Raw genomic sequence first — 15,716 nt, forward strand, 5'->3', positions numbered from 1 at the left:
CAGCGGTCGAGGATTCTGTAGGCACTGCCTAATAACAAAACCGGGGTGGCCACCATGAAGACCGTCGCACAACTGCTCAAGTCCAAGGACCAGAAGAATCAGGAAGTCCATACCATCCAGTGGAATCACACCGTGTTTGAAGCGTTGGTGGTGATGGCAGCGAAGAACGTCGGCGCCTTGCCGGTAGTCAAGGACGGCAAGGTCGTCGGCATCATCAGTGAGCGCGACTACGCGCGCAAACTGATTCTCCATGGACTGTCCTCGACGACCACCCAGGTCCACCAGGTGATGAGTTCCCCGGCAATCACCGTGGACACCCACAAAAGCGTCGAAGATTGCATGGGCATCATGACTGACGGCCACCTGCGCCACCTGCCAGTGGTGGAAGAAGGAGAACTGCTGGGCCTGCTGTCCATCGGTGACCTGGTCAAGGAAGCCATCGCCGAGCAGGCGGCACTGATCCAGCAACTGGAACAGTACATCCGCGGCGAATAGCATTCCCCTAAGCACCACAAATCCAATGTGGGAGCTGGCTTGCCAGCTCCCACAGCAGCGCAACCCCTCGACTCCCCGGCACAAAAAGTGACGCCCAAGTCACCTTTCCCCAGCCCCCCCTCTCTTCTGCAGAAAATATGTAGTGAGCAAAAATAATCACTACATAACCGTTGACGTAACCATTTTGAGCTTGCATGATTCAAGCGTCTCCCGGATCGGGAGTGTTGGTAACAAGCGTTTTGAACAAGCTCGTCTGACCGCCGAGCTGTTTTTCCGGATGTGCACTGCCCACAAGGCAGATTGATGAAGCTGACCGGCCCGAAAGGATCGGTACAAGAAGCTCAAATGCTGCTTGTCTTCGTTATGAAACCATTGCGTAGCAGTTCATCAGAAACACTACATGCATCAGGTTCAAGACCCTGTCCGTATTTGGCAGACCGTTTCTGACGCCCGGTTTTCATAGCCGGAGACAACTAACGTGAATTAACGAATCAACTGAAGATCGCCAACTGGTCAAGGGGCTTACACATGAATCTGAACAACCAACCAACTATTGATGAATTGGCTGAGATGTTCGCAGCGCAGAAAGACACACTCGACGACCATATCCTGTGGATTGGCAAATCGGGCGAAGTGCAAATTGACTGCCTGGCGCCCCATACCGAAGAAGCCGAGTTCGACCGCAATAACCGTGAACTGGCGGCGCGCCTGAAGATGTACCGCCGCGGCCAGGGTTATGTTGGTAAAAAAGCAGCTGCCGATCGCAACTTTATCGAGCAGGTCTTCGATACACTTAACAATGCCTGGGAGTCGTTCAAGGACAACTCGCAAGTTAAAGTGATTGACCGCTACTACTAAGAATAACCAGACCTTTGTGGGAGCTGGTTTGCCTGAGATAACCGTTTAACGATCAACCTAGTTGTTGAGTGTTAAATAGCTATCCCTGGCAAGCCAGCTCCCACATTTGTTTGTGTCGACTTAAATCCCCGGGAATCGCCCCTTCCCCGCTTCGTCGCGGAAGATATCAAACAGTGCCTGCGCCGCCGCCGACAGCTCATGCCCCGGCTTGGTCAGCACCCCAATCGGCCGCTCGATCACCGGGTCACACAAGGTGATGCAACGGGCCCCCGCCTCTTCCATCTGCTGTGCGCACAATGCAGGCACGGCGCTGACGCCCAGGCCGCTGGCAACCATCTTGCCCACGGTTGCCAATTGATGGCTTTCCAACGCCACCGGCAGTTTCATCTGTAACGCGCCGAGGTGCTCCTCGAGCATCACCCGGACCGTGGAAGGCCGCTGCAAGGTAATGAACGGTTGCGCCAGCAGGGTTTTCCAGTCGATCGCGGTCATGTCCGCCAGCGGCGAGTCGCCGGGCACCACCGCGACAAAGCGGTCCAGATACAGCGGGGTGAAGGCCAGCGACGACCCCGGTGAAGGCTCAAACGCCACCCCCAGCTCTACCTGGCGATCACGGACCATTTCCAGGACCTGCTCATTGATCAAATCGTGCACCGTGACATTGACCTGGGGAAACCGCGCACGGAACACCTTCAGGATCGGCGGCAGCAGGTTGCCGGCAAACGATGGCATCGCCGCCACCGTCACGCGCCCGCGCTGCAGGGTAAAACGCTGGCGCAGTTCATCCTCGGCATTGTCCCAGTCGGCAATCAACCGGCGAGCCAGGGGCAACAGGGATTCGCCTTCAGGGGTCAGCGCGACGTTGCGCGTATTACGGCTGAACAGCCGCCCGCCCAGGCCCTCCTCCAGGCCCTTGATGGTCAGGCTCAGGGCCGACTGGGACAAATGCAGGCGCTCACAGGCGGCGGCAAAACTCAGGCTCTGGGCCACGGCAAGAAAGGCCCGCATCTGTTTAACTGTCATGACGCTGCTCCTACGGCTTGGCGATTGTGCTGTTTTTTAAATCAATCAACCTTAAAAAACAACTTAACAAATCAATCTGTCAGCGCAACACTCGAGTCACTGGCTGGACCACAAACAATAAAAGAGGTGCATATGGCAGGTTTCGATAAACGCGTGGCGTCCTATGAAGAAGCGCTGGCAGGCCTTGAAGACGGCATGACCGTACTCTCCGGCGGCTTTGGCCTGTGCGGCATCCCGGAAAACCTCATCGCCGAAATCAAGCGCAAAGGCACCCGCGACCTCACGGTGGTCTCCAACAACTGCGGCGTCGATGGCTTTGGCCTGGGTGTATTGCTCGAAGAAAAACAGATCAGCAAGGTCATCGCCTCCTATGTCGGTGAAAACGCCCTGTTCGAGAAGCAACTGCTCAGCGGTGAAATCGAAGTCGTGCTGACGCCCCAGGGCACCCTGGCCGAAAAAATGCGTGCAGGCGGCGCGGGCATTCCGGCGTTCTTTACCGCCACCGGTGTTGGCACGCCCGTCGCCGAAGGCAAGGAAACCCGCGAGTTCAATGGTCGCCCGTACCTGATGGAAGAATCCATCACCGGCGACTTCGCCATCGTCAAAGGCTGGAAAGCCGACCATTTCGGCAACGTCATCTACCGCCACACCGCCCAGAACTTCAACCCGCTGGCCGCCACCGCCGGCAAGATCACCGTGGTCGAAGTCGAGGAAATCGTCGAACCGGGCGAGCTGGACCCGGCGCAGATCCACACCCCTGGCATCTACGTCGACCGGATCATCTGCGGCACCTTCGAGAAGCGCATCGAACAGCGCACCGTCCGCAAATAATCTGCCCAGCCCGAACAATAAGAGGAACAGCACTATGGCTCTTACCCGCGAACAAATGGCTCAACGCGTCGCCCGCGAAATGCAGGACGGCTTCTACGTCAACCTCGGCATCGGCATCCCGACCCTGGTGGCCAACTACATTCCCGAAGGCATGGAAGTGATGCTGCAATCGGAAAACGGCCTGCTGGGCATGGGACCGTTTCCTACCGAAGACACCATTGATGCCGACATGATCAACGCCGGCAAGCAGACCGTCACCGCGCGTATCGGCGCCTCGATCTTTTCCTCGGCCGAGTCCTTCGCAATGATTCGCGGCGGCCACGTAGACCTCACGGTACTCGGCGCCTTTGAAGTGGACGTACACGGCAACATCGCCTCGTGGATGATCCCCGGCAAGCTGGTCAAGGGCATGGGCGGTGCCATGGACCTGGTGGCCGGCGCAGAAAACATCATCGTGATCATGACCCACGCCTCCAAGGACGGTGAGTCCAAGCTGCTCAGCCAGTGCAGCCTGCCGCTGACCGGTGCCCACTGCATCAAGCGCGTGCTGACGGACCTGGCGTACCTGGAAATCGAAAATGGCGCTTTTGTCCTCAAGGAACGCGCACCTGGCGTCAGCGTTGAAGAGATTGTGAGCAAGACCGCCGGTAAACTGATCGTCCCGGACCACGTTCCAGAAATGCACTTCCAGTGAGGACAGATTCCATGCAAGACGTCGTGATTGTTGCTGCCACCCGTACCGCCGTGGGCAGCTTTCAAGGAGCCCTGGCCGGCATCCCGGCACCGGAACTGGGCGCCGCCGTGATCCGCCGCCTGCTGGAGCAGACCGGCCTGGACCCTGCGCAAGTGGACGAAGTGATCCTCGGCCAGGTCCTGACCGCAGGTTCGGGCCAGAACCCGGCACGCCAGGCGTCGATTCTCGCCGGCCTGCCACATGCAGTGCCCAGCCTGACCTTGAACAAGGTCTGCGGCTCGGGCCTCAAGGCCCTGCACCTGGGCGCACAGGCCATCCGCTGCGGTGACGCCGAGGTGATTATCGCCGGCGGCATGGAGAACATGAGCCTGGCCCCGTACGTGCTGCCCGCCGCCCGCACCGGCCTGCGCATGGGGCACGCGAAGATGGTCGACAGCATGATCACCGACGGCCTGTGGGACGCGTTCAACGACTACCACATGGGCATCACCGCCGAGAACCTGGTGGACAAGTACGGCATCAGCCGTGAAGCCCAGGACGCCTTCGCCGCTGCCTCCCAGCAAAAAGCGGCTGCGGCAATTGAAGCCGGGCGCTTTGCTGATGAAATCACCCCGATCCTGATTCCCCAGCGCAAGGGCGACCCGATTGCCTTTGCGGTGGACGAGCAGCCCCGCGCCGGCACTACCGCCGAATCCCTGGGCAAACTCAAACCGGCCTTCAAGAAAGACGGCAGCGTCACCGCCGGCAACGCGTCGAGCCTCAACGACGGCGCCGCCGCCGTGTTGCTGATGAGTGCCGATAAAGCCAAAGCCCTCGGCCTGCCGGTGCTGGCGCGTATCGCCAGCTACGCGAATGCGGGTGTCGATCCGGCGATCATGGGCATTGGCCCGGTGTCCGCGACCCGTCGTTGCCTGGACAAGGCCGGCTGGCAGTTGGCCGACCTGGACCTGATCGAAGCCAACGAAGCCTTCGCCGCACAGGCGCTGGCAGTGGGCAAGGAACTGGAGTGGGACGCGGCCAAGGTCAACGTCAATGGCGGCGCGATTGCCATTGGCCACCCGATTGGCGCCTCAGGCTGCCGTGTGCTGGTGACCCTGCTGCATGAAATGCTCAAGCGCGACGCCAAGAAAGGCCTGGCGACCTTGTGCATCGGCGGCGGCCAGGGCGTGGCACTGGCCCTTGAGCGCGACTGATTCAACGAGCAACATGAAAGAGGCCCGGCTCCACGAAAAGCCGGGCCTTTTTTTGCCTATTTGATTTGCGAACCCCCTCCAATGTGGGAGCTGGCTTGCCTGCGATAGCGGTGGGGGCAGTCATCGGCAGCATTGACTGATACACCGCTATCGCAGGCAAGCCAGCTCCCACATTAGACTTCTAGCGTCCATTGGATTGCGGCACGGCAAATACCGCGGTGGCCCGCACCACCACCTTTTCCCCCACCTGCAAGCTGACCGTGGCAAACGCCATCTGCCGTCCGCGCTTGTGGTGCTCCAGTTGCACCTCGATCCACTCCCCCACCTGCACCGCCCCCAGATAATCGAGGGTCATGCTCGCGGTAATCAACGGCAACGGCGGGTCGCTGGAAAACGCCATGGCGTACCCCATGCCGACATCCGCCAGGGTCGCCAGCACGCCGCCATGCACCGTGCCGCGCCCGTTGGCATGGCGGTTGTCGGCGCGCAGACCCAGTTGCAACTGCAGGCCTTCGCCACGGCAATACACCGGCCCCAGCAAATCCAGGAGCGGGCTGCTGCGGGGCAAGGGAATAAAGCCTTCAGGGACGTGAGTCATGGTGGATCTTCCTTGTGACCGGGCCTGAGGTTTAACCTGCTCCGGTGGATGCAGCCAGCATGATCAACCGGGTAAATCAGTGACGATAAGCCTGCGCCCGCTTTGCGTTCGCCGGGCAAACCGGCTTTAATCGCCGCGCACTTTATCCCACACACTTGAAGGAACCGTAATGCGCCACCTGGAAGGCAGATCTACTGCATTGATGTTATTGGCCGCCCTGCTGCTCGGCGGCTGTTCGCCCAAGGAGTATTCCGAGTCGACGCCGATCAATGGCGAACAGGGCCGGGCCGGCGCGCTGCTGGCCTATGAGCACGAGTTGAGTCTGGCGATGCCGCTGGCCCTGCTCGCGCCGCGCATGCAGGCCACCCGCCAAGCCTGCGAGTCGGCACAGTTCGGCGCCTGCAATATCCTGCGTATCGAAGAGAACAGCGACGGCGGCACGATCGTGTTGCGCATCGCCCCCAGCGGGGTCGAACCCTTGGTGAAGATGGTGGCCGAGGGCGGGCAACTGGGCCGGCGCATCACCAGCGCCGAAGACCTGGCCGACGCGGTGGCCGATGTGCGCCGTCGCCAGGAACGTTTGCAGGCCCAGCAAAAACGCCTGGATGAACTGGCGGCGCGCAAGGACATCACCGTGGGCGACCTGATCACCCTGACCAAGGAACAGGCCTCCATCGAAAACGAGCTGCAGGAACTGGCGCAGATCGCCGCCGGCCAGCAGCGGCGCCTGGACACCAACCGCGTGACCTTGAACTTCAGTCCATCCGACGGCGAGCATCAGCAATCACGTTTTGCGCGGATGTTCGGCAACCTCGGCGACAACCTGGTCGACGGCACCGCCGATGCCCTGGAACGCTCCAGCTACGTGCTGCCGTTCGTGATCCTCGCCTTCCCGGTGTTGTGGCTGTGGGTCTGGTTGTGGCGCAAGCTGGTCAAGCGCCGCCCCTGACCTCAGCGCTTCATGCAGCGCTGGTAACGCTCATCCACGCGCTTGGCGAACCAGGCCGTGGTGAGGTTACGGGTGATCTTCGGGCTCTTGAGCACAATCCCCGGCAGGATCGCCCGTGGCAGCGGCTTGCCTTCGGCTTTCTCGGCCAGGGCAAACACTCGCTGGTACAGAGTGGTCTGTTCAAAATCCAGACGATCACCCTGCTCCAACTGGCTGCGAATGCTCGGGTTGCGCATGTCCAGCTTCTTGCCCAGTGAGCGCACCGCCAACTCCGTGGTGCCGGGCATGATCGAGCCATAGCGGATCAAATCGCCATCCAGCGCCAGGCGGGTCCCGGAAGCACGGCTGACCGCGGCCTGGAACGCGGCATTGCGGCTGGCGTACCAACCGGCGTTGAAGTCGGCAAAGCGGTACAGCGGCTGCTCGTAGCTCACCGGGTAATCCAGCAAATGGGCAATGCCGAAGTACATGCCGCCACGCCGGGTGAACACTTCGCGGCGAATGCTCCCATCTACGGTGTAGGGATAATTGCGCGCCTGCTGCTCGGCGAAGGCAATGCTCACCTGCATCGGGCCTGCGGTATGCACCGGGTTGAAACGGCCAAACAAGGTGCGGCCCAACGGCACTGTGCCGATAAAGTCGTCAAAGATCCCACTCAGGTCCTTCTCGGTACGCGCAGCGCTCAGGCGGTCGGCGTAGGACTTACCCGTAGGCGAGCGCAGTTGCAACGCGGTGCGCACCAGCACGGCCGGCACATGCACCTTGGCTGCACGCTTGAGGATTTCATCCTGGGCGATCTTGCCCATGTTCGGCACCGGCGGGTCGACCTGATAGGTGGACTCTTGCTCGGTGACCGCCAGCACCGCACAGATATTTTCGGTGCTGGGGTAGATCTTCTGGCTGTCGAGCGCCGTGTAGATATCCTGGGCCCAACCGGCACGATCCGGCACCTTGGCCGGCATCAGTCGCACAATCTGCGCCTTGACCTCGGCCTCACTGCGTTCGGGGAGTTGCTGGCTGCGTTGGGTCGAACAGCCGGCCAGCACCAATAAGGCGGCCAGGCCGAGAGTCAGCCGGGATGAAAGCATGCGGGGGGTGTCCTGTGAGTCGCTGAAAGTGCCCACTATCTCACAAACCCACACCCACCCCCTGCAGGAGCGGGCTTGCCCGCGATGGCGCCCTCAAGCCGGCTCCCACAGTACATGCACCGGGATCAGATACCGGCGAGCGCCAGGTCCATCGCAAAGTAGGTAAAGATCAGGTCCGCACCGGCGCGCTTGATCGAACCCAGGGTTTCGCGCACCACCCGCGCTTCGTCGATGGCGCCGGCCTGGGCGCCGAACTTGATCATCGCGTATTCGCCACTGACCTGGTACGCCGCCACCGGCAAACGCGAGGCTTCGCGGATGTCGCGGATGATGTCCAGGTAAGCACCGGCCGGCTTGACCATCAGCGAGTCGGCCCCTTCCTGCTCATCGAGCAAGGATTCGCGCACGGCTTCGCGGCGGTTCATCGGGTTCATCTGGTAGCTTTTGCGGTCGCCCTTCAGCGCGCTGCCACCCGCCTCGCGGAACGGGCCATACAGGGCCGAAGCGAATTTAGTCGAGTACGCCATGATCGGGATATGGCTGAACCCGGCCGCATCCAGCGCCCGGCGAATGGCCTGGACCTGGCCGTCCATCGCGGCCGACGGCGCGATCACATCGGCACCGGCACGGGCTGCCGCCACCGCTTGCTTGCCCAGGTTGGCCAGGGTGCGGTCGTTGTCCACTTCATTGCCGTGCATCACGCCGCAATGGCCGTGGTCGGTGTATTCGCAGAAGCAGGTGTCGGACATCACGATCATTTCCGGCACCGCGTCCTTGCAGATCGCCGACATGCGCGACACCAGCCCGCGCTCGTTCCAGGTATCGCTGCCGCTGGCGTCCAGGTGATGGGACACGCCGAACGTCATCACCGACTTGATCCCGGCACGGGCAAAGCGCTCGATTTCACTGGCCAGTTTCGATTCGGGGATGCGCATCACGCCGGGCATGCTGGTGATCGGCACGAAGTCATCGATTTCTTCTTCGACGAAAATCGGCAATACCAGATCATTGAGGGTGAACTCGGTTTCCTGGAACAGGCTGCGCAGCTCAGGGGAACGACGCAGGCGGCGGGAACGGGCTTCGGGGAACTGACTGGACATGGGGTTTCCTACAAAAAAGGCCAGGGCACGTGGCAAGGCCGCTAGCTTAAGGGCGAAAGCTTATGCCCGGATTGACCGAGAGCACAAATACGGCGGCCATAACGGTGTTTTGCCATTCACGTAACAATGCGGTCTAGGCTAAACAAGCAGGAGCAGCAACGAGTGACCTGTAGAGACCGAGCTGTCCCCTTCCCCACAGGTGCGTTACGGCGTTACAGGCTCAGGCGCCCTTCGATACACAGCGAGACGGCGCCGCCGATCCAGATCTCATCGCCCTGCTGCTGCACGCGAATACGCCCGGCGCGGCCGATGGCCGTGCCCTGGCTGACCACGTACTGGCTGGGGGCCAGGCCCGCACCGAGCAGCCATTGTGCGACACCCGCGTTAAGGCTGCCGGTGGCCGGGTCTTCGGGGGCGCCGTCACCGGCAATAAACGCGCGCACTTCAAACTGCGCATCCACCTCGTCGCGCGTCGGGTCGCACGGAGCAACCACGCCCACCGCCAGCCCGAGCAGTTTTGAATAGTCCGGCTGCAACTCCAGCACCGTCTGCCGGTCCGTCAACATCAGCGCCAGCCAACCGGCGCCGTTATCGACCCACTGGCTGCGCACAATCGCTTCGGGCTCAAGGTTGAGCGCCAGGCGCACACGCTCCAGCAACTCGGCATCCAACGGCCCTGAACGCAGCAAGGGTGGCGCGATAAACGCCAGCTCCTCGCCCTGGCGACGGATGCGCACCAGGCCGATCTCGCATTCCTGGATGATCTCGTCGCCCCGGGGCACACCACCGGCCTGCAACCACGCCCGGCAACTGCCCAGGGTTGGGTGGCCGGCGAACGGCAGCTCCTGCACGGTGGTGAAAATCCGCACCCGGTAATCCGCACGCGGGTCGCGCGGTTGCAGCAGGAACGTGGTTTCGCTGAGGTTGGTCCACTTGGCGAAGTCAGCCATCTGCTGGTCACTGAGGCTATCGGCGCCCAGCACCACGGCCAGCGGGTTGCCCTTGAGCGCCACGCTGCTGAACACGTCCAGTTGCTTGAAATCAAAAGTCGGCATGGGTCAGCTCGGAATATTCAGGCCACGGATCACCGCCGGCCGGGCGACAAAGCCATCCAGCGCGCGCAGTACATTGGGGAAGTCGGTGATGCCCACCAGATCGCCCGATTCATAGAAGCCAATCAGGTTGCGGATCCAGGGAAAGGTGGCGATATCGGCGATGCTGTACTCATCCCCCATGATCCAGCTGCGGCCCAGCAGGCGTTTTTCCAGCACCTCCAGCAGGCGTCGGGCTTCAGCGGCATAGCGGTCGCGGGGGCGCTTGTCTTCGTAGGCCTTGCCGGCGAACTTATTGAAGAAACCGACCTGGCCGAACATCGGCCCGATCCCGGCCATCTGGAACATCAGCCATTGCAGGGTTTCGTAGCGCGCGGCGGGTGCCTGGGGCAGTAGCTGCGCGGTTTTCTCTGCCAGGTAAATCAGGATCGCCCCCGACTCGAACAACGCCAGCGGCTCACCGCCGGGACCGTTGGGGTCGATGATCGCCGGGATCTTGTTGTTGGGGTTCAGGGACAGAAACTCGGGCGAGAGTTGGTCCTGGGTATCGAAGCTGACCTTATGCGCCTCATAGGCCAGGCCCACCTCTTCGAGCATGATCGAGACTTTGACCCCATTGGGCGTCGGCAACGAGTACAGCTGCAGGCGTTCAGGATGCTCAGCTGGCCATTTGGTAATAATCGGAAACGCTGCAGCTGAAATCATCGATATACCTCAAGGTGAGAAAAACCCATGATAGCCATCCGGCGGCGCGCCTGCATCGGTCTTCAATTCGCAACATGCGCTGGTTAATCTCTTGCACCAAGCGAACCAAAACGCCCTGGCGCACTCTTAGAAGCGCTTGAACGGTTGAATGGAGGCATACCGCCATAACTGTCACGGAAAACCGCACGTTGCTTGGAGCATCGCTGTGGCTGGGCCTTCCAGCCTTGATCCGACGCACCGAAGACTCGACCACTAATGAAAATCAAGCCTTTGTGCCTTGGCAAACGTTTCAAAAAATATGCTTATTTCCTGGTGCCAACGGTGTTCGTCGGCGGTGCCTTGATGCTGGCTTTCGAAGCCCGCGAAAGCAGCGCCGAGCCGAAGAACGGCGTGCAAACCCTGGTGTTCCTGCGTCATGGTGAAAAGCCTGTGGGCGGCCTGGGCCAACTCAATTGCCAGGGCCTCAACCGCGCAATGAACCTGGCCACGGTATTGCCGGAAAAGTTCGGCGCTGCCGACTTTGTGTTCGCGGCCAACCCGACGCGCAATGTCGAAGAAGGCGAGTTCGACAATTCCTACAGCTACATTCGGCCATTGATGACCATCAGCCCCAGCGCGATCAAACTCGGGCTGCCGGTGAACATCGAGTTTTCGGCCAACGATACCAGCGACCTGGCTGACGAATTGATGGAGGACAAGTACCACAACTCCACCATCTACACGGCCTGGTCCCATGGCTACCTGCCGGAATTGATCAACAAGGTGGCCAGTGAAGCGGTCGGTGAGGAGTACACCATCACCGAAGACTGGTCCGGCGGCGACTTCGACACCCTGTACGTGTTGACCCTGACCTGGCAGAACGGCAAGGCCAGCCTGCTCAGCCGCAACTACAAGCAAGGCCTGGATAACGGCTTGCAGACTTGCCCGGATGCGACGCATGTAGCCGCCGACACCTGACACCGGGACCGCGTATGATGCGTCGCTATCGACTTATCTGCGGATCTTGACCATGTCTAACCTCACCTCTGCCAGCCCTGCTCGCGGCTGGTCCTTCTGGTGGAAACCGGCGCTGTTCCTGTTGGTGGCCTGCGTCGGCCTGTATTACGTGAAGTGGTCGCCCTACTACTTCAAGGCCTTTGTCGCGGCCGACAGCCACAGCATCGGCAACTCGATTCTCAATGACCAGCAGGGCTCGCCATTGGCGGCCGCCCTGGCCTATGCCCAGGTGTATTTCCTGGCGATCTGGAAAGCCGCCGTGCTCGCGGTGATTCTCGGTTCGTTATTGCAGGTGCTGATTCCACGGGACTGGCTGTTGCGCCTGTTCGGCCGCGCCGGACTGGGCTCCACCGTGCGTGGCGGACTGTTCGCCTTGCCGGGCATGATGTGCAGTTGCTGCGCCGCGCCGGTGGCCGCCGGCATGCGTCGTCAACAAGTGTCGGTGGGTGCTGCATTGGCGTTCTGGATGGCCAACCCGGTACTCAACCCCGCGACCCTGGTTTTCATGGGGTTTGTGCTGGGCTGGGACTTTGCCGCCCTGCGCCTGGTGGCCGGTGTCGTGCTGGTGATCGGTGTCGCGCTGGTCGCCCAACGCATCGCCCGCCCCGAGCAGGTGCCCCAGGTAGCACTGGAGGCCGTGGCCGACGTCAGCGGCACCGAGACCCAGCCGTTCCTCAGCCGCTGGCTGCGCACCTTGTGGCAGTTGTTCTGGAGCACCATCCCGATCTACATCCTGGCGGTGTTGCTACTGGGCGCAGCGCGGGTGTGGCTGTTCCCACACGTGGACGGGGCGATGGCCGATAGCCTGCTGTGGCTGGTATCCCTGGCGATTGTCGGCACCCTGTTTGTGATCCCCACCGCTGCAGAAATCCCGATTGTGCAGACCATGATGGCCCTGGGGCTGGGCACCGGGCCCGCGGTGGCGCTGCTGATGACCCTGCCGAGCGTGAGCCTGCCGTCGCTGTTGATGCTGCGCAAGGATTTCGATACGCGGGTGCTGGTGACGGTGGCCGGGCTGACCATGCTGATGGGTGTGGTGTGCGGGTTGGTGGCGGTGGTCGTCCTTTAGGAAGGGTTGACTGTCAGGGCCTCATCGCAGCATAGGTATCTACACAACTCTTTTATCTAGTGCTTGTTGGGTTTGTGTACATATCCGTTGCTGCGGTCACGGCCACTTAGGGTTCCGCCCTTACGGCGGCTCACTTTGGAAGAGCGCCAAAGTAAGCAAAGCGCTCTTGCCCCACCACTCGGTGCCTCGCCTAGGCTCGGCATGCCCGCAGTCAGGCATTGCTCCGTGGGCCCGCCGCGATCGGCCATCCATGGCCGTGTCGCGGCTACCCCGGCATCCATGCCGGGGTGCCCACTGCGCAATACCTGCCTGCGGCCATCGTGGTTTAACGGGGCGCCTAAGATCAAGATCAAAAGCCAGATCAAAAGCAGAGCAACAGCAATCCCAAAGCCGGGGGGCGAAGCTGCATTCCCCTGTGGGAGCTGGCTTGCCTGCGATGGCGGTGTCTCAGCCAATATATTTATCGACTGATACACCGCCATCGCAGGCAAGCCAGCTCCCACAGGTATATGCGTACATCTCGACGATCAGGTCGGCTGTCAGGCCGCCTCGCTTTGCTTTTGATCTGAGGCGCCCCGTTAAACCACGCTGGCCGTCATCCGATATTGATTTGGGGGGTAAACCGGCAGGACGCCGGGTTAGCCGCGCTGGGCCATGGATGGCCCATCGCGGCGGCCCCCCAAATCAATGTCGGATGACGGGCACACCGAGCCTGGGCGAGGTGCCGAGTGGTGGGGCAAGAGCCCTTTTGGTTACTTTTGGGGCTCTTTTCCAAAAGTGACCCGCCGTAAGGGCGGAACCCTAAGTGGCCATGACCGCAGCAACGGATATGTACACAAACCTAAAAATCACTAAAGAGATGTGTAGCTGGCTTGCCTGCAATGGGGCCCTGAAAACCAACCAATCACCCGCGCCGGGCAGCACGCTCGCGCAGATACTCCACCACCGCGCCCTGCTCCCCGGAAAACTCGATCCGGGCGCCCTTCTTCTCACGCTGGAACGCGTACATCGGATCGTAATATTCACGCAGCCCGACAATCCAGCCGCGATGCAAATCCACGTTCCCCGAGCGGGCCTGCTCGGCCAGGGCGTCCTGCATCAGCCCGTGCAAGCGCTGGTAGCGCTCCCCACCCAGACGCTTGTGGATATTGGCCAGGCTCTGCACCAGGCGCTCGGCGAACAGGCTGAAGCCCGCTTCACCAAACTCGGCGTTGAACTGCGCGCACAGGTCGATCACATAGTCGCGCAAGACCCGCTCGACGCGGTTTTCCAGGCTCTCTTCCAGCCACACCATCGGGTACGCCTGCATGCCCCGGTGCAGGTTCAGCGGCAAAGCGCAGCTACCGATCATGCGGCTTTCGTCCTCAAGCACAAACTGCTCGATGCCCCGCGCGCGCTTTTTCAGTACGTCCACCGCCAGGCGGTTTTCAAAGTCGATATTCGACGGCTGGCCCGTGGCCCGCTTGCCAAAGCTGGAGCCCCGGTGGTTGGCGTAGCCTTCCAGGTCCAGGCCATTGCGCAGTTGCTGGAGCACTTCGGTCTTGCCGCTGCCGGTCAGGCCACCCAGCAGGACGAAATCGCACTGCTCCACAGCCTGGTCCACGGTCTCCAGCAAGAAGGTACGCATAGCCTTGTAGCCACCGCCGACCCGGGGATAGTCGATCCCCGCTTCGTCCTTGAGCACCTTCTGCACCAAGTGCGAGCGCAAGCCGCCACGGAAGCAATACAGGTAACCGTCAGGGTTGGCCTGGGCAAACGCGGTCCAGCGCGCCAGTCGCTCCTGCAGCGTTGCGCCGCTGACCAGTTGGTGCCCCAGCACAATCGCGGCCTGCTGCCCTTGCTGCTTATAGCAAGTGCCCACCCGCTGGCGTTCGTCATCGTTCATCAACGGCAGGTTGACCACGCCGGGGAACGCACCCTTGACGAATTCGACCGGCGCACGGGTATCCATCATCGGCCGGTCGTTAAGAAAGATATCGCGGTAATCGGTGATGTCGATGGGCATCAAGACACCTCTACCGCGTGGCTCTGTCGCTCGACCAACTGGCCAATGGGCGCAAGGTTCAGCCCCAGTTCGGCCGCTGCCGCGAGAAACTCGGCTTCGCCCTCAGGCGTGACCGCCACCAGCAACCCGCCACTGGTTTGCGGGTCGCACAGCACGCGCTTGTGCAACTCATTGATACGGCCCAGTTGGCGCGAGTAACTGTCGAAGTTGCGCAACGTACCGCCAGGCACACAACCCTGGTCAAGGTAGTACTCGACCCCTGGCAGACGTGGGACTTTTTCGTATTCGATAAGCGCGGTCAAACCGCTGCCGTCAGCCATTTCCACGAGGTGCCCGAGCAGGCCGAAACCGGTCACGTCGGTCATGGCGCTGACCCCGGCCAGCTTGCCAAAGCGGCTGCCGGGCTTGTTGAGGGTGCACATCCAGTCCCGCGCCAGGCCGATATCGGCTTCCCGCAGCTTGCCCTTCTTCTCGGCGGTGGTGAGGATGCCGATGCCCAGGGGTTTGGTCAGGTACAAGCGGCAACCGGCGGTGGCGGTGTCGTTGCGCTTCATATGACGCTTGTGCACCAGCCCGGTGACGGCCAGGCCGAAGATCGGCTCCGGGGCATCGATGGAGTGCCCACCGGCCAGGGGAATGCCCGCCGCGTCGCACACCGCACGGCCACCGCGAATCACTTCCCGGGCGATCTCCGGGGCCAGCACATTGACCGGCCAGCCGAGAATCGCGATGGCCATCAACGGATCGCCGCCCATGGCGTAGATATCGCTGATGGCGTTGGTGGCAGCAATGCGCCCGAAATCGAAGGGATCGTCAACGATCGGCATGAAAAAGTCCGTGGTGGACACCACCCCGCGCTCGTCATCAATGGCGTACACCGCCGCGTCGTCCCGCGAGGCATTACCCACCCAGAGCTTGGGGTCGAGGTTCTGCGCACCGCTGCCGGCGAGGATCACTTCCAGCACCTGTGGCGAAATCTTGCAGCCGCAACCGGCACCGTGGCTGTACTGGGTCAGGCGAATCGGCTCGTTCATGGTGGACCTCAAACTATCAAGTGCGG

16 protein-coding genes are annotated in these 15,716 nt (G+C 61.5%); 8 read left to right on the forward strand and 8 right to left on the reverse strand.

The window, feature by feature from the left end; translation table 11 throughout:
- The first annotated feature begins 54 nt into the window (after positions 1-54).
- Positions 55-495, forward strand: coding sequence for a CBS domain-containing protein (locus PSH73_RS15850; RefSeq protein WP_057959116.1), 441 nt, complete (start codon positions 55-57; stop codon positions 493-495).
- Positions 496-1,023: 528 nt separating this feature from the next.
- Positions 1,024-1,353 (forward strand): hypothetical protein, encoded by a 330-nt coding sequence (locus PSH73_RS15855; RefSeq protein WP_029296579.1) that lies wholly within the window; start codon positions 1,024-1,026, stop codon positions 1,351-1,353.
- A 120-nt stretch (positions 1,354-1,473) separates the two neighbouring features.
- Here PSH73_RS15855 and PSH73_RS15860 read toward each other — a convergent pair whose 3' ends face one another.
- On the reverse strand, positions 1,474-2,376 hold the full coding sequence (locus PSH73_RS15860) for a LysR family transcriptional regulator (RefSeq protein ID WP_057439445.1): 903 nt from the start codon (positions 2,374-2,376) through the stop codon (positions 1,474-1,476).
- A 132-nt stretch (positions 2,377-2,508) separates the two neighbouring features.
- On the opposite strand from PSH73_RS15860, the gene PSH73_RS15865 reads away from it, so the two are divergent.
- Genes PSH73_RS15865 through PSH73_RS15875 form a run of 3 tightly spaced genes read left to right on the forward strand, consistent with a single transcriptional unit; the run spans position 2,509 to position 5,094 of the window.
- A complete protein-coding gene (locus tag PSH73_RS15865) occupies positions 2,509-3,207 on the forward strand; it encodes a CoA transferase subunit A (RefSeq protein WP_010211319.1) in 699 nt (232 codons plus the stop codon).
- A gap of 34 nt (positions 3,208-3,241) precedes the next feature.
- Entirely contained in the window at positions 3,242-3,901 is a 660-nt protein-coding gene (locus tag PSH73_RS15870; protein WP_057439446.1) for a CoA transferase subunit B, read from the forward strand.
- Between the two features lie 11 nt (positions 3,902-3,912).
- A complete protein-coding gene (locus PSH73_RS15875; RefSeq protein ID WP_057444130.1) occupies positions 3,913-5,094 on the forward strand; it encodes an acetyl-CoA C-acetyltransferase in 1,182 nt (393 codons plus the stop codon).
- Positions 5,095-5,275: 181 nt separating this feature from the next.
- Here the strand turns inward: PSH73_RS15875 and PSH73_RS15880 are convergent, their stop codons facing one another.
- A complete protein-coding gene (locus PSH73_RS15880; RefSeq protein WP_057959114.1) occupies positions 5,276-5,692 on the reverse strand; it encodes a PaaI family thioesterase in 417 nt (138 codons plus the stop codon).
- Between the two features lie 169 nt (positions 5,693-5,861).
- On the opposite strand from PSH73_RS15880, the gene PSH73_RS15885 reads away from it, so the two are divergent.
- Entirely contained in the window at positions 5,862-6,641 is a 780-nt protein-coding gene (locus PSH73_RS15885) for a DUF4349 domain-containing protein (protein ID WP_198792705.1), read from the forward strand.
- Positions 6,642-6,643: 2 nt separating this feature from the next.
- On the opposite strand, the gene PSH73_RS15890 is transcribed toward PSH73_RS15885, so the two are convergent.
- The 4 genes from PSH73_RS15890 to PSH73_RS15905 form a co-directional block, all read right to left on the reverse strand.
- Positions 6,644-7,729, reverse strand: a complete 1,086-nt coding sequence (locus PSH73_RS15890) for a DUF1615 domain-containing protein (RefSeq protein WP_305460898.1) — start codon at positions 7,727-7,729, stop codon at positions 6,644-6,646.
- 125 nt (positions 7,730-7,854) lie between these two features.
- Positions 7,855-8,829 carry a porphobilinogen synthase gene (gene hemB / locus PSH73_RS15895; protein ID WP_057959111.1) on the reverse strand — a complete coding sequence of 325 codons (975 nt, stop codon included), beginning with the start codon at positions 8,827-8,829 and terminating at the stop codon, positions 7,855-7,857.
- A 212-nt stretch (positions 8,830-9,041) separates the two neighbouring features.
- Positions 9,042-9,884, reverse strand: coding sequence for a PhzF family phenazine biosynthesis protein (locus PSH73_RS15900; RefSeq protein ID WP_057959110.1), 843 nt, complete (start codon positions 9,882-9,884; stop codon positions 9,042-9,044).
- Positions 9,885-9,887: 3 nt separating this feature from the next.
- On the reverse strand, positions 9,888-10,586 hold the full coding sequence (locus PSH73_RS15905; RefSeq protein ID WP_057439451.1) for a glutathione S-transferase N-terminal domain-containing protein: 699 nt from the start codon (positions 10,584-10,586) through the stop codon (positions 9,888-9,890).
- A 255-nt stretch (positions 10,587-10,841) separates the two neighbouring features.
- Here PSH73_RS15905 and PSH73_RS15910 point away from each other — a divergent pair, with 255 nt between their 5' ends.
- Together PSH73_RS15910 and PSH73_RS15915 are read left to right on the forward strand one after the other, a co-directional pair.
- On the forward strand, positions 10,842-11,543 hold the full coding sequence (locus tag PSH73_RS15910; RefSeq protein WP_169990481.1) for a histidine phosphatase family protein: 702 nt from the start codon (positions 10,842-10,844) through the stop codon (positions 11,541-11,543).
- Between the two features lie 52 nt (positions 11,544-11,595).
- Positions 11,596-12,651 (forward strand): permease, encoded by a 1,056-nt coding sequence (locus PSH73_RS15915; protein ID WP_198792702.1) that lies wholly within the window; start codon positions 11,596-11,598, stop codon positions 12,649-12,651.
- 904 nt (positions 12,652-13,555) lie between these two features.
- On the opposite strand, the gene mnmH is transcribed toward PSH73_RS15915, so the two are convergent.
- Both mnmH and selD read right to left on the reverse strand, forming a co-directional pair.
- The gene (gene mnmH, locus PSH73_RS15920; RefSeq protein ID WP_057439454.1) at positions 13,556-14,656 is read right to left on the reverse strand and encodes a tRNA 2-selenouridine(34) synthase MnmH; all 1,101 of its coding nucleotides are present in this window, start codon (positions 14,654-14,656) and stop codon (positions 13,556-13,558) included.
- Positions 14,656-15,690: a selenide, water dikinase SelD gene (selD, locus tag PSH73_RS15925; RefSeq protein ID WP_057439455.1), complete on the reverse strand. Its 1,035-nt coding sequence runs from the start codon at positions 15,688-15,690 to the stop codon at positions 14,656-14,658. Before selD ends, mnmH begins: the two co-directional genes overlap by 1 nt.
- Positions 15,691-15,716: the final 26 nt, after the last annotated feature.

The sequence above is a fragment of the Pseudomonas sp. FP2294 genome, assembly GCF_030687625.1.
Lineage (GTDB): Bacteria > Pseudomonadota > Gammaproteobacteria > Pseudomonadales > Pseudomonadaceae > Aquipseudomonas > Aquipseudomonas shahriarae.